The following is a 13,146-nucleotide window of genomic DNA, read 5'->3' as shown; positions in this document are numbered from 1 at the left end:
TCGTCGTCAGGTGGACGTCGTTCGCTTTCACCGGTATCGTCCAGTTCCGGACGCTCGGTGATGGACTGGACGGTGCCATCAAGCGGGTCACCGGAGGTCGAGCGCCCGCTCATGACAGACACCCCACCGTTTCCGCTGGAGTATCTGGAGAACTATCTATTGCGTTATATAATTCATCGACGCGTTGACCGGTCAGCGAGGCGTCTCTATGCCGGTTCTGCCGATGGATATGTAAAGTTTCAGAGTAGTGCCCGGGGAGGGCTCCGAACCCTCGATCTCCGCATGGCCCAGGTCTGGGGCGTGACGAGCGCCCCGGGGTCATGACGGGTGCACTGCCGCATGAGTCGAAAGACCCTATGAGTGCGGCGCTATGTCCAGCTAAGCCACCCGGGCGCGGGTGCATTCAGCCGTTGGCCGTTAGCCGTCTTGAAGGTTCTCATCTCTGCCGGGACTGTGGCACAGTCCCACGCTTTGTCCGCCTGATCGGCGCTGATAATCGACCCGCGGATTTAAGCCACCACGCAGGTATGCAGGCAGTATGGAGATACCAGACCTCGTCCAGCAGGAACTCGGGGACGAGGAGATCCGGGGCGGTGTCAACCTCGGCGACGAAGACGCGGCCTGTTTCACACCGACCCGGACGCTCGTCTACCGCGGTGAGGGCCTTCTCAGCGACGAGAAGGTCGCCAGCTATCCGCACGACTTCGAACGGCTCACGGTTTCGGAAGGCCGCCGCAAGACCAAGTTCTCGCTCATCTACACCAGTGAGAAGCTCGAACTATCCGTTCCCGGCAGCCGCGGCGATGCCGTCCTCGAACGGCTGCTCGAAGGGAAGCTCACCGTCTCGGGCGGTATCGCCCCAGACGAGAGTCTCGCCGGCGTGTTCCGGTTCAGCGAACTGACGCTGGTCGTCACCGACCGCCAGCTACTCAAGCACATCGGCAACGTCACCTGGGACGCCGACTACGAGGCGTTCTCCTTCGACGACGTGACCGGTCTGGAGTTCGAGGAGGGCAGCGTCGCCACGGCTGTCGTGCTCTCGTTCAACGAGCGGCCAGAGCGCATCAAGGCCCCGTCCGAGCAGGCACCGATGGTCCGGAAAACACTCGAAGAGGCTCTCTTCGCGTACCACGAAGTTGATTCGCTTGCCGACCTCAACGCCAAGGTCGGGGCCGACCCCGAGAAGAATGCTGACGAATCCGGCAACGGTCTCGGCCTCGAATCCGGTATCGACCCGCTCGTGAGCAACGACGAGGAGGGCGGTGACGGCTCCGAAGCTGAATCTGCGAGCGCCGGGACACAGGCCACGACTGCAGCGACCACCGAGCAGGGAACCACCGCCGAAGCCACGACGGATACCCAATCCAGTGACGTAACCAGCGTAGACACCGACTCGGTCGAGCCGGACACCTCGGCAGACCCCGATATCGCTGAACTCGAAGCACAGGTCGCCGAACTGACCGCCGCTGTCGAGGCCCAGAACGAACAGCTCCAGAAGCAGGAGCGCACCATCAAACAGCTCATCAAGGAACTCCGCCAGGGCCGCTGAACGGTCTGTTTTTGACTGCCTGTCCTTCACAACGAGGGGCGCTCACTCCGTCCACGACTTCGCTACTCGCGGCTCACTTCGTTCGCCGCTCGTAATTCCGAGGGCCGCTCGCTTCGCTCGCGCCCCCCGCTACTCCCGCCCTAACACTTTCCGAATACACGTCGACCCGAACGGTCCCAGTTCGCCGCCGTCGAACTGGACGAAGTGCCCGTACTGATAGCTGCGCCACAGCGCTGACACGAGAACTCCCCCTCGCGGACGACCACGTCGCTGTCGAAGTTCACGTACGACCCCTGTGACCGCGGGCGGACGACGCCGTTCTCGCGCTCGATGAGGCCACGCATCACTGCAGTATCGAGTATCTCGCGCTGGACCTGTGGGTTGGTCGTCACTGTCTCGATACGGTCGAGCGCGTCGGCGACGGACAGCTCCCCGTGTTCCAGATGGGCGAGCAGTTCGACGCCGAGTTCGACCGGATCACGCCTCTCGGACACAATCGCCGATTCAACCCCGAACAACCTAAAAGATACCACAAAGCGTTTGTCGATTGCTACCGCTCAATTGGGTAGATGGACCGCCTCGCGAAGCGACAACTGGTCGGGACTGCCGGGCTGGTGGTAGTCGTCGCCGTCGCGACAACGCTGCTCACCCCCGAGCGGGTGGTAGCCCAGACGACGCATCTCGCCGACCACCCTGTCTACCTCGCGGGCGTCATCGTCGGGCTGTACCTAGTTCGCCCGTTCTTCGCGTGGCCGACGATGCCGCTGTCCGCGTTCGTCGGGTTCGTCCTCGGCGTCAAATACGGCTTCCCGGTCGCACTGATGGGCGCACTCGTCACCTGCCTCATCCCCTACCGGTTCGCGCTCCGGGCCGGCGAACAGGGCGGGATGTTCGGCTGGCTGGGGGACTCAGGCCGCCGGATTATCGAGGTGACCGGCGAGACGCGGGGGGTGCTCGCGGCACGGCTCTCACCGGTGCCTGCGGACCCCGTCTCTTATGGAGCCGGGTTCGCCCGCGTCTCGCCGCGCTCCTTTGCGGTCGGGACGTTCCTCGGCGAGATTCCGTGGGTCGCGGTCGAGGTCACCGCGGGCGCGTCGCTGCGGTCGCTGACGCTCACGGGGCTCAGTGTCGACGCGCTCCCGCACGTCCTGTTGTTCTCCGCGGCACTGGCTGTGCTGGTACTCGCCGGCCCGGCTTACCGCCATGTCAGCGCTCCGAACTCGTCGTGAACTCGAACCGCGCGCCGCCGTCCTCGCTTTCGGTCACCGACACAGACCAGCCGTGGGCCTGTGCGACCTCAACGACGATTGCCAGCCCGAACCCGGTCCCGGTGTCGCTCGTGGTGTAGCCGCGCTCGAACACGTCATCTCGCTCTTCCGGTGGGATTCCCACGCCGTCGTCGGCGACGTAAAATCCGTCGTCCGTTGTTCCGACGGAGACAGTGACCGGGGCTGCGCCGTCTGCACAACGTCCGTGTTCCACACTGTCGTCGGACTCCGTCCGACTGCTCGTGGAGCCGTGTTCTACGCTGTTCCGGAACAGGTTCTCGAACACCGTGCGAAGCCGTGCCGCGTCGGCTTCGACCGCCGCTGTCCCGTGTTTTTCGAGCGTGGCTTCGCCGGTTTCGACATCGATCCAGGCCTGGCTCGCGAGAGCAGCGAGGTCGACCATCGTCGTCTCGCCGACCGTATCGCCCTGTCTGGCGAGCGTCAACAGGTCGTTTATGAGTTCGTCCATCCGATCGGCCGCGGACTCTGCCGCTTCGAGGTGCGAGACGTCGCCCGACGTCCGAGCGACCGATATTCGCCCTTTGACCACGTTCAGCGGGTTTCGCAGGTCGTGGCTGACGACAGACGCGAACTCCGCAAGCTGTCGCTCCCTGTCTTTCCGGTCGCTGATATCGCGGATGACGCCCGCTGTGCCGTTGAACTCCCCGTCCGCGGCTGGAAGCAACGCGATATGGATCTCGATAGGCGTGTGATTCCCGGTCTGGTCGACAATATCCGTTTCGAAGGTCACGTTCTGTCGGGTCGGGTCAGACAGGATGGTCCGGATGAGCTCGCTTCCGCGGTTGATGTCCTCGCCGGTCATGATCGTCGAGATGTGCTCGCCGATCAGCTCGTCCGGTTCGAACCCCGTCAGTTGCTCTATCGCCTCGTTCACGTAGGTGAACACACCCTCGTCGTCGAGGGTGTACACCGGGTCGCCGACGGCCTCGATGATCGTCTCGTAGCGTTCGAGTTCCCGTTCGCGTTGCTTGCGCTCCGTCGTCTCGCGCATCACGCCGACCGAGCCGTCGAAGTTCCTGTCCTCGTCGAACAGCGGTGCGATCCTGTCCTCGTTGATCCGGACTGTCCCGTCAGCGGATATCGTCCGCATCTCGTAGGCCCCCCACGTCCGCTCGTCGTCGTCGAGCAGGTCACAGATGAGTGCTGTCGCTCTTTCGACATCCGTCTCGGGCATGAAACGGACTGGTTCCGAGCCGACGATTTCCGAGCGGTCGTACCCCAGATGGGCGGCCATCGCCTCGTTTACCATCTCTACTGTCCCGTCAGTATCGAGGACGTACATCGGGTCCCCGACGTTTTCGACCAGCGTCCGGTACTCCCTGAGCTCCCGTTCCCGGCGTTTCCGTTCCGTAATATCCCGGCCGATACCGGCAATCCCGAACAGGTCGCCGCGCTCGTCTTCGATGAGCGAGCCCTTGAATTCGTACTGGAGCGCCCTGCCGTCAGCCGTCTCGACACCTGCTTCAACGGTTCCGTATCCGGTCTCCAGCGTCTCCTCGAACACTCGCCATAATTTCTCGTGGTCGGAATCCACGATGAGTTCCCCAATGCCCATCGACGCTAGCTTCTCGTTTGTGTAGCCGGTCACCGACGGGACGGTGTCGTTCCATCGGACCAGACTGCCATCGGGACCGACAACGTAGAACATATCGTCGACGGAGTCGATGAGCTTCTCGGTAAATGCCCGCTGATTCGCGAGTTCGCGCTCGCGCTCCTCGCGCGCGGTTACGTCAGTGATGAACCCTTCGAGGATTTCGACCCCGTCGTCGTCAGTGCCGACGACGCGCCCGCGCTCCCACATCCAGCGGGTCTCACCGTCGGCCGTCTCGATCTGGTAGGAGACTTCGAACGGTTCGTCGGCGGCGATACAAGTCTGGACCGTCTCCCAGAGACGCTCCGTCTCGGATTCTTTGATCAGCGTCCCCCAGGAGACGTCGCCGCTCTCAAGCGCCTCCGAACTGTAGCCGACTAACTCCGTCGCACCGTCGCTGACGAACTCCATCGGCCAATCGGGCACGTTCCGTGCGCGATACACCATTCCCGGCAGGTTCGAGATGAGCGTCGACAGCATCCGCTCGGACTCTTCGAGCGCGGCCTTGGCCCGCCGTTCCCCGACAGCCCGCTCGATACGGTTGGCAAGGACGGTGTACTGGTCCGTCCCGACTCCTTTCTGGAGGTATTCGGTGACGCCAGCGGAGATGGCATCACTCGCGATTTCCTCGTTTCCTTTGCCAGTAAAGAGAATAAAGGGTAGCTCCTCGTACTCCTCGCGGACGACCTTCAGGAATTCGAGTCCGTCCATGCCCGGCATGTCGTGATCGCTGACGACACAGTCGAACGTACGCTCGGACAACCGCTGTAACCCATCTGCCGCGCTTCGCACGGTACAGACGGAGATATCATTGTGAGTTTGCTCCAGATGGACCGCAACGAGATCGCCAAGGTCGGGGTCGTCGTCGACGTGCAGCACCGAAATCTCTCCCCCGTGGCCACTCATATCACTTCTTTCGTTGTTCCAAGATATTAAACCCGCGAGCGTATCGTCAGTAGAACGTGTCAGCGCAGTCATATACGACGCCGTGCTCCGGACAGACGTACTTGCAGTGTCGGTGGTACATTGCCCGTTCACAGAGTGGGCAGGGCCGACCCCCGGGCTGCTCGTCCATGATTTCGTAGAACAGCTCCGCTCGCTTGTGTCTTCCGGAGTTTCGGAACGGAATCCGGACGAAATTGGAACAATCCCTTTTGCGAGGTAGACCCTCGATTGAGTCATGACTGACGACCTCCTTGACTCGCCCGGCGGTCGGCTGCTGGTCAGCGTCGCCGCAGCTATCGCGGGTCTGGCCGGGTCCTACGCGGTGACCGGCTACGCGCCCGCATTTATCGCCTCGCCAATCGAGCGGACGCTCGCGCGGTCGATGCCCGGTATCGTCGTCTCGACCGCTATCTCGACGCTCGGCAGCCTCGGCCAACAGCTGAATCTCCTGCTCGCCGTCGGACTCGCGGGGCTGTTCATCGCGCTGGCAGCCAGGGCAGCCATACTCACCGGCCAACTGGCGAACAACCGCGCCCTCCCGGTCGTCGGGACGGCTGTCGTAACCTGGGCCGTGAGCGTCGTTCTCACCGGTGAGGTCATCCTCGCGGCCGGTCCGGCGGTTCCCGCCGCCGCCGTCGTCGGACTTGCACAGACACTCGACAGATTCGGTGGTCCGATGTCACCGATCTCCTCGAAACGGCGGCGGGCGCTCTCGACGGTCGGCGCGGCCGTCGGCGCGGCGACGGTCGGCTACGCAACTGGCAACCAGCGGTCGGTCGTCGCGACGGGTGACGATGCGCCCGTGCTGAATGCGCCGGGAGCGGACCTTGACGATGTCGACGAAAAGCTCGCCGTCGCGGCAGACTATTCCCTTGGCCTCGGCGATATCGACCCGCTGGTCAGCGAAAACTTCTACGAGGTCGACATCAACTCCATCGACCCGGAGCTCTCGGCCGCGGACTGGTCGCTCTCTATCACCGGTGCTGTCGAAGAGGAGGTCACGCTCGACTATGAGGATATCATAGAGATGGATGCCGAAAACCGGTTCGTTACGCTCCGTTGCGTGGGCGAGCGCCTCAACGGCTACAAGACGGACACCGCGCTGTGGACCGGCGTTCCCGTCGACAGCCTCCTCAAAGAAGCCGGCGTTCAGAGCGGCTGTGAATGCGTCATGCTCCGGGCTGAGGACGACTACTACGAGGAGTTCCCCATCGACGCGCTCCGGGGCGGGATGCTCGCCTACGGCATGAACGGGAAGGTCCTCCCGCGCGGCCACGGCTACCCCGTCCGAGCACTGGTCCCCGGCCACTGGGGCGAAGTCAACGTCAAGTGGCTCTCGGAGATCGAAATTCTCGACGAGGAGGCCGACGGCTACTGGGAGAAACGCGGTTGGCAGGGGACCGGCCCCGTCAATCCGGTTGCCAAACTCCACCACGAGTCGACGCTTTCGGACGGCCGCCGCCGCATCGGTGGCCACGCCTACGCCGGCCTGCACGGCGTCCAGCGCGTCGAAGTCTCCACCGACGGCGGCGAGACGTGGGCTGACGCGACGCTCTCGGACCAACTGCCGGCGGCCGACGGCAACGGCCCCGCAGAGGACGCGTGGCGACAGTGGGAGTACACCTACGACCTGCCCTCGGGCGGCCACACCGTCGTCGTCCGGATGGTCGACCAGCGCGGCGAACTCCAGCCCGAGGAGGAGACCGACTCCTACCCCAGCGGTCCCTCGGGATGGGTCTCCAAGCAGTACTCGTAGCCTCCGAGTTCCCTCACGCTGGACCGGAACCAATTGTACAGACGGGCCCGATGTGCGCAGAACAGCAGTGATGTGCCGGTCAACTGGGCGTCGCCTGTGAGACGGCGTTCAGGAAAAGATTCAAGCGAGTTGTATACGACTGTATACCCATGGGGACAAAGTCCATTCGGCTTGAGGAGGACGTCTACGAGCGGATTAAAGCTCACAAGCGGGACGGAGAGACGTTCTCCGAGGCTATTGACCGACTCACAAGCGAGTACTCGCTGCTGGATTTCGCCGGCGGCTACTCGGCCGACGACGCCGACCGCCACCGTGCACTGCTCGACCAGGCCGACGAGCAGGCGACGGCGGACCGAGAGGACCGGCTCGAACGGCTGGAACTCGACGCTGAATGATTCTCGACACGGAGTTTCTCATCTCCTTGCAGGCCGAGGAGCCCGGGGCAGTCGAGCAGGCGGCGGAACTCGAAGCCGACGGGGTGCCCACGCGTATTCCGACAGTGGTCATTCAGGAACTGTACGTCAGTGTCGGTGCTGGCGGGGACCCGAACGAGAACGCCCGCGCGTACGACGCACTGGTCGCCAACAAACCGGTCGTCCCGCTCGACGAGAACATCGCTCGCCGGGCGGGCGTCCTCGAAGGGGAGCACCTCACAAGCGACTCGAAGCCAACGCTCGGGCCCGGCGACGCGATTGTTGCAGCGACGGGGCTCGTCCACAACGAGCCGGTTGTGACCAACGATACCGACTTCGAGACAGTCGATGGCCTTTCGGTTGCACTGTACTGACCGCTGTTTGCACGCATCCTATGGCAATTGTCCCAGCAACAGAAGCGAGCGGCACATACCGCTGTAGTCGCTATCGTGGGTATGGACGAGACGATTGCCGGCGAGGTCATCCACGTCGTGGAGCCGGCCGAGCACGAGGATTACGACTTCGAGCCCAAGATGGCGTCGCTCGCGGACTCACGCTACGTCATCGTCTGTCGCAAGGGCGGGAAGCCATCGTGGCTCGAACGGATCGCGGCCTTTCTCCGCCGCCAGCCTATCGAGCCGGTGACGCTCGTCGCGGACTCGGCGGCCGAGGAGGGCGCGGAAATCACGGCGGCTGTCGAGGAAACGACGATTACCGGTGTGTACGACGTCACGGAATTCCGGTAGCGGACGCACCGGATACCGACACTAAATATTTCATAGAGTGATAAGAATAACTGATGTTTATTCAGCAAGGGGTAATCTCATCTCCATTAACTCTCATTATATTCGCACCATCAATTAGATAGAGGGCCTTTGATTCGTAATCCGCTTCTAATTCTTTCGTTGAGTAGTGATACGGGACGTTTACCTCAACATACTTTCCACGATTTGTCTCATTTATTATTTCAGCATATTTCGTTCCAGTTTGCCCTCCAGGTGCACCACTTGCACAAGAAGCATTTTGTAGCTGATTAAAAATATAATCCTCCTCAGCGGATAGTGCTCGTTTTTTTGCACTGTTATTTACCACTAGTTGAGGAGTTTGCTCATCGGTTGTTGTATCCTCACGTAAAGACTCGGTTGATGTGCTGATCTCAGAACTATTCGGAGACACACAACCCGCGCCAACCAGACATAGGACAAGTACTGCCAGAAAGACCGATCGTGAGGAATCCATTACAGTTTGGTTAGTGTTATCGAGTGAATACTTTGTGATCCAACTCATATAGGCCCCATACCGGGTGGACACTCTTGCCGGAACCATTGAGAAAGAGCGGATAATATTAACCAATAGTTTTTGATGATTTAATCAGTATGTAATCTGTATTGACCATTTATCAATAACCGACACGGGGTTTGCGAATAGTTCTATGACACGCTGTTACTAGAAAAGAAACGGCGTCAATCGCGGTGAAAGCCGACTCCGTGTGTCACCGACTCAGCACTCGGACCAGCCACAGGACTCGCAGGTCTTGCAGCCTTCCGAGTAGTACAGCGACAGCGAGCCACAGTCAGGACACTCCGGGCTCTCGCCGGCGTCGATGATGTCCTGCTGGTCGCCACCTGCGTCAGATGCGGCGGCGGCCGCACCGCCGTCAGTCTGGGTCTGCGTGGCGGTCTCGCCGTCGGCCTTCTCGGCAGTCTCCTCCAGCGTGGTCTGGTCGGGGTAGGCCTTGTCGACGTCGCCGTCGAGGTAGCGACGCAGGGCCGTGCCGATGGCGTCCGGGATGGACTGGATCTGCTCGCCCTTGTCCCAGGCGACCTTCGGCGACCGGATGCCCTGCAGTTCGTCGGCGATCTCTTCGGGGTCGACGCCCGAGCGCAGCGCCGTCGAGATGGTCTTGGCCAGCGCCTCGGTGAAGGAGGCGGTGAAGCCGCCGGAGTTGCCGATGTTGGCGAACAGCTCGAACGGCCGGTCGGTTTCGGGGTCCTCGTTGATGTTGACGTAGAGCTTCCCGTAGCCGGTGTCGATGCGCTGGGTCACGCCGTGGAGCACGTCCGGCCGAGTCTGCTTCTCGGCGTACTCGGCGTCCCCGTCGGCGACACCAAGCACCTGTTCGATGGAGTCGTCGATAGCCGCCTGCACGGCTTCGTCTTCGAGGAAGCCCTCGATACCGCCGAAGACCTCCTCGATCTGGGCGACGATCTCGTCGGCGTCCATGTCCGAGAACTCGGTGTTCTGGGCACGCGTCGTCAGCACCTGCTTGCTGCGGGTGCCGTCGCGGTAGTAGGTGACGCCCTTGCCGCCGTGGTCGTAGATGTACTCGAACACTTCGGCGGCGTCCTCGGTCGTGGAGTCGTTCGGGGCGTTGACCGTCTTCGAGATAGCGGAGTCGACGCCTTCCTGACAGGCAACCTGGATGCCCGCGTGCTGCTTCGCCGAGAGGTCGCCAGTAGTGACGAACAGCTCTCCGATAGCGTCGGGCACGGTCGTCAGCCCGTCGACGCCGTCGAACTCGTTGTTGGCCATCTGCTCCTGGGCCTCCTGTTTGACGGCCTCGACGTCGATGTCGTTGTCCTCCAGCGCGCGGAGGAAGTAGTCGTCGAACTCCACGAGCATCTCGTCGCCCTGCACGTCGTCGGAGACGTTCTTGTAGTAGGCGACGTTGTAGATGGGCTCGCACCCGCCGGTGGTGTTGCCGATCATCGAAGTCGTCCCGGTCGGGGCGATGGTCGTGGTGTTGTGGTTACGGATCGGGTAGCCGTCTTCCCAGTCCGCCGCGTCCTCGCCGGTCTGCTTCTCGAACCAGTCGGGGTAGTCCGTCGGGTTCGCGTACTTGGAGTTGTCCCACTCCTCGAAGGTGCCGCGCTCGGTCGCAAGCTCGTGGCTCGCAGCCTTGGACCCGTGGTTGATGTGGCGCATCGTTTGGCGGGCGATTTCGTTGGCCTCCTCGGTCCCGTAGGCGACGCCGAGCTGGATGTACAGCTGGGCGAGGCCCATGATACCGAGGCCGATCTTGCGCATCTCCCGGACCTTCTGCTCGATTTTCTCGACCGGGAAGTCCGACATCGTGACGACGTTTTCGAGGAAGCGGGTGCCCAGTTCGATGCGGCGGTCGAACTCGTCCCAGTCGATGGCGTCCTCGAGGAACGCGTCGATGGCGGCTTCCGTCGAGTCGTACTCGTCGGCGTGGGCCTCCGACCAGACGCGCCAGTCCGGCGCGTCCGTGGCGGCCAGCGTCGAGAGGTTGATGTGCCCGAGGTTACAGGCCTCGTACTCTTCGAGGGGCTGTTCGCCACACGGGTTCGTGGCGAGAATCTCGTGGTCGGGGTGCTCCTCCACGTCGAAGGAGTGCTGCTTGTTCACCCGTTCGAGGTAGATGACGCCGGGCTCGCCGTTCTCGTGAGCGCCCTCGACGATGTCGTCCCAGAGTTCCTCGGCCGGAATCGAGAGTTCCTCACCGACCTCGACGTGTTCGCCGAGACCGAACATGTCGTACAGTTCCTTCGTCTCCTCGGTGGCGATGTGGGCCTCGCCCGTCCGCGGGTTGGTGAAGGTGAACTCCTCACCGGCCTTCAGCGCCTCCATGAAGTCGTCGGTGACGCCGACGGAGATGTTGAAGTTCGAGAGGTGGCCCTCGACGGCGTTGCGGAGGTGCTTTGGCACCTTTCCGTCGTCGTCGATGAGTTCGCGAGCCTCCTCCAGCGCCTCGGCGAAGGAGTTGTGCGTGAAGTCGTCCGGGTCGTTCAGGCGCAGCGTCTCGGCGAGCGAGACGTCCTTGTTCTTGGCGTGGATGAACTGGATGACGTCCGGGTGGGAGACGCGCATGACGCCCATCTGGGCACCGCGGCGGGCGCCACCTTGGGCGATGGTCTCGCACATCTGGTCGTAGGTCCGCATGAACGTGATGGGACCGGAGGCGATGCCGCCGGTCGAGCCGACGGGGTCGCCGTACGGGCGGAGCTTCCAGAACGCATAGCCCATGCCACCGCCGGACTGGAAGACCTGTGCGGCCTCCTTGGCGGTCTGGTGGATGTCGTCGATGTCGTCAGCCGGTGAGTCGACGAAACAGGCGGAGAGCTGCTGGAGTTCGTCGCCGGCGTTCATCAGCGTCGGCGAGTTCGGCATGAAGGAGAGCTGCTCCATCTGCTCCTGGAATGCGTCGGCGGTCGATTCGACGTGGTCGCGGACACCCTCGGGCAGTTCCGGGACGACCGTCTCGTAGGCGAATTTGTTGACGTTGTAGACAGAGAGCTCGGTCTCGACGTCGTCGTCGACGGACGTTCCCTTGCCGAACACTTCGTCGGCGAGTTCGTCGCGGCGCGGGTGGTCGGGCTTCAGCTGGTCCGGCGAGACGTGTACGTCGACGTCCTGCTTGTTGGCCTCGAACACGGCCTCGGCGAGCGCGATGTTCTTTGCGACACGGTCGAAGAGGTCTTCGGGTTCCTCGATGAGGTCGCCGTTGGCGTCCTTCCGGAGGTAGCGAGCCGGGAGGATGTTGTGGTAGGCGTTGCCTGTGAGTCGCTCTTCGATAGTGTCACCGTCGGTACGTTTGATCGGGAGCGTGATCTCGTCGGCGGAAAGGTCGCTGTTACTCATCGCCCGCTCCTCCTCCCGACAGCGGCCGTCTGTCGGTCGATACCCCTCGTCGTAGCTACCCGTGATCCTGTCATTTCTGGCGGCGAATACGTATTCATCGATAGCGTTTAATCCTTCTTGTCTGCGATTCGGCGGCGGCCGTAGCAATCTCCGGAGTCGTGGCTACGGTGCTCGACGAACTGTGCTGGTGACGCGTGAAACGATAGTCGCGTACAACGGAATAGATGCCGTCGATTCTCCTTAATACTGTCCAGACCGAAGTGAAAGTGAAACCCCGGCCCTGTGAACCACCAGACGTGAGTGAGATATCCAGTAGAAACTGACGGGGGTTTGCGGGTGGTGATATACGCTCGCTAACAGTGCGTAGGGAGGGAGTAAGGCTGTGTCAGACGCACCGCAGTACTGCGGTTTTGGCAAAACAGGCCTGTCAGTCCATGCGGTGTCGATATGGTGTGGTGGTAGCTCAGTTCGTCCCTGTGCCATCCGGGAACGTGCCCGGTATTCAGTCCGAGGCCGGACCGAATGGAAGGCGAGAGGCGGGACGCTTACAGGTCTGTGGACCGAAGGAGTGTGCGTGCAGTACGACGGGCTCACCAAGGGAATCGCAGTGGTGTTTGGAGGCCTGACAGTCGTCCTGACAGCGGTGGGCCTCGTGATCAATCCCGCGGTACTCTTCCTGGCGCTCATGTTCGGCGTGTCGACGTATTTCATGTACTACCACCTCAGTGGGAAGATGGCCGCGAGCCTCTACGAACGGGTCGAGCGACAGGCGGCACAGAACACGGGGAACGCCCGTCGCGGTGGGTTCGGTGCCGGCCCACGGGAGGAGTGGGAACCACCGCGAGACGGCCGCCGAGCGCGCCGCTCGCGAGCGTCGCAGGGTGGCCAGCGTCGTCGCCAGGGACGGCAGCGACAGCGTCGCCAGGCAGCGGGCGGCCGGCAGCGCCGACAGCGGGTTCAGTCGTCGGGACCGAGTCCGGCGGAGGCCTACCAGCGGCTCG

General features: G+C 62.5%; 11 protein-coding genes, 1 tRNA gene and 1 pseudogene. 7 read left to right on the top strand and 6 right to left on the bottom strand.

The genetic code is table 11. The features are described 5' to 3' along the window. Positions 1-248: 248 nt before the first annotated feature. Positions 249-393: transfer RNA gene (locus tag GJ630_RS17970), tRNA-Met, on the bottom strand. A 145-nt stretch (positions 394-538) separates the two neighbouring features. On the opposite strand from GJ630_RS17970, the gene GJ630_RS17965 reads away from it, so the two are divergent. Beyond that, positions 539-1,549: a hypothetical protein gene (locus tag GJ630_RS17965; protein WP_014040890.1), complete on the top strand. Its 1,011-nt coding sequence runs from the start codon at positions 539-541 to the stop codon at positions 1,547-1,549. 129 nt (positions 1,550-1,678) lie between these two features. Here GJ630_RS17965 and GJ630_RS17960 read toward each other — a convergent pair. Beyond that, positions 1,679-2,067, bottom strand: a pseudogene (locus GJ630_RS17960) (DUF5830 family protein). A gap of 51 nt (positions 2,068-2,118) precedes the next feature. Between GJ630_RS17960 and GJ630_RS17955 the strand changes: the two are divergent. Further along, the gene (locus GJ630_RS17955; RefSeq protein ID WP_014040888.1) at positions 2,119-2,778 is read left to right on the top strand and encodes a TVP38/TMEM64 family protein; all 660 of its coding nucleotides are present in this window, start codon (positions 2,119-2,121) and stop codon (positions 2,776-2,778) included. Here GJ630_RS17955 and GJ630_RS17950 read toward each other — a convergent pair. Then, positions 2,756-5,335 carry a PAS domain S-box protein gene (locus tag GJ630_RS17950; RefSeq protein ID WP_191450601.1) on the bottom strand — a complete coding sequence of 860 codons (2,580 nt, stop codon included), beginning with the start codon at positions 5,333-5,335 and terminating at the stop codon, positions 2,756-2,758. The genes GJ630_RS17955 and GJ630_RS17950 overlap by 23 nt on opposite strands. A 46-nt stretch (positions 5,336-5,381) precedes the next feature. After that, the gene (locus GJ630_RS20430; RefSeq protein ID WP_004591539.1) at positions 5,382-5,504 is read right to left on the bottom strand and encodes an HVO_2523 family zinc finger protein; all 123 of its coding nucleotides are present in this window, start codon (positions 5,502-5,504) and stop codon (positions 5,382-5,384) included. A 105-nt stretch (positions 5,505-5,609) separates the two neighbouring features. On the opposite strand from GJ630_RS20430, the gene GJ630_RS17945 reads away from it, so the two are divergent. The 4 genes from GJ630_RS17945 (at position 5,610) to GJ630_RS17930 (ending at position 8,289) form a co-directional block, all read left to right on the top strand. Next, the gene (locus GJ630_RS17945; protein ID WP_191450599.1) at positions 5,610-7,130 is read left to right on the top strand and encodes a sulfite oxidase; all 1,521 of its coding nucleotides are present in this window, start codon (positions 5,610-5,612) and stop codon (positions 7,128-7,130) included. Between the two features lie 149 nt (positions 7,131-7,279). Further along, positions 7,280-7,525, top strand: a complete 246-nt coding sequence (locus GJ630_RS17940; RefSeq protein WP_191450597.1) for an antitoxin VapB family protein — start codon at positions 7,280-7,282, stop codon at positions 7,523-7,525. Next, positions 7,522-7,917, top strand: coding sequence for a PIN domain-containing protein (locus GJ630_RS17935; RefSeq protein ID WP_191450596.1), 396 nt, complete (start codon positions 7,522-7,524; stop codon positions 7,915-7,917). The genes GJ630_RS17940 and GJ630_RS17935 overlap by 4 nt, the downstream gene beginning before the upstream one ends. A gap of 81 nt (positions 7,918-7,998) precedes the next feature. Further along, positions 7,999-8,289, top strand: coding sequence for a hypothetical protein (locus GJ630_RS17930; protein ID WP_014040885.1), 291 nt, complete (start codon positions 7,999-8,001; stop codon positions 8,287-8,289). Between the two features lie 61 nt (positions 8,290-8,350). Here GJ630_RS17930 and GJ630_RS17925 read toward each other — a convergent pair whose 3' ends face one another. Beyond that, complete coding sequence (locus GJ630_RS17925; RefSeq protein ID WP_154020788.1) at positions 8,351-8,782, bottom strand: hypothetical protein; 432 nt, start codon at positions 8,780-8,782, stop codon at positions 8,351-8,353. 261 nt (positions 8,783-9,043) lie between these two features. Then, positions 9,044-12,145, bottom strand: coding sequence for an adenosylcobalamin-dependent ribonucleoside-diphosphate reductase (locus tag GJ630_RS17920; protein WP_050036847.1), 3,102 nt, complete (start codon positions 12,143-12,145; stop codon positions 9,044-9,046). 574 nt (positions 12,146-12,719) lie between these two features. Here GJ630_RS17920 and GJ630_RS17915 point away from each other — a divergent pair. Continuing rightward, a partial coding sequence (locus GJ630_RS17915) for a J domain-containing protein (protein WP_371727876.1) occupies positions 12,720-13,146 on the top strand: 427 nt, incomplete at its 3' end.

Source organism: Haloarcula sp. CBA1122 (assembly GCF_009741785.1).
Classification (GTDB): domain Archaea; phylum Halobacteriota; class Halobacteria; order Halobacteriales; family Haloarculaceae; genus Haloarcula; species Haloarcula hispanica.
Note: the sequence above shows the minus strand (reverse complement) of the source record. Positions and strands in the feature narration are given on the sequence as shown.

Bases quoted from the DNA above. Each gene is read 5' to 3' on its own strand.
- GJ630_RS17950 (WP_191450601.1), bottom strand. From the start codon at position 5,335: ATGAGTGGCCACGGGGGAGAGATTTCGGTGCTGCACGTCGACGACGAC.
- GJ630_RS17930 (WP_014040885.1), top strand. From the start codon at position 7,999: ATGGACGAGACGATTGCCGGCGAGGTCATCCACGTCGTGGAGCCGGCC.
- GJ630_RS17965 (WP_014040890.1), top strand. From the start codon at position 539: ATGGAGATACCAGACCTCGTCCAGCAGGAACTCGGGGACGAGGAGATC.
- GJ630_RS17920 (WP_050036847.1), bottom strand. From the start codon at position 12,145: ATGAGTAACAGCGACCTTTCCGCCGACGAGATCACGCTCCCGATCAAA.
- GJ630_RS17955 (WP_014040888.1), top strand. From the start codon at position 2,119: ATGGACCGCCTCGCGAAGCGACAACTGGTCGGGACTGCCGGGCTGGTG.
- GJ630_RS20430 (WP_004591539.1), bottom strand. From the start codon at position 5,504: ATGGACGAGCAGCCCGGGGGTCGGCCCTGCCCACTCTGTGAACGGGCA.
- GJ630_RS17925 (WP_154020788.1), bottom strand. From the start codon at position 8,782: ATGGATTCCTCACGATCGGTCTTTCTGGCAGTACTTGTCCTATGTCTG.
- GJ630_RS17940 (WP_191450597.1), top strand. From the start codon at position 7,280: ATGGGGACAAAGTCCATTCGGCTTGAGGAGGACGTCTACGAGCGGATT.
- GJ630_RS17935 (WP_191450596.1), top strand. From the start codon at position 7,522: ATGATTCTCGACACGGAGTTTCTCATCTCCTTGCAGGCCGAGGAGCCC.
- GJ630_RS17945 (WP_191450599.1), top strand. From the start codon at position 5,610: ATGACTGACGACCTCCTTGACTCGCCCGGCGGTCGGCTGCTGGTCAGC.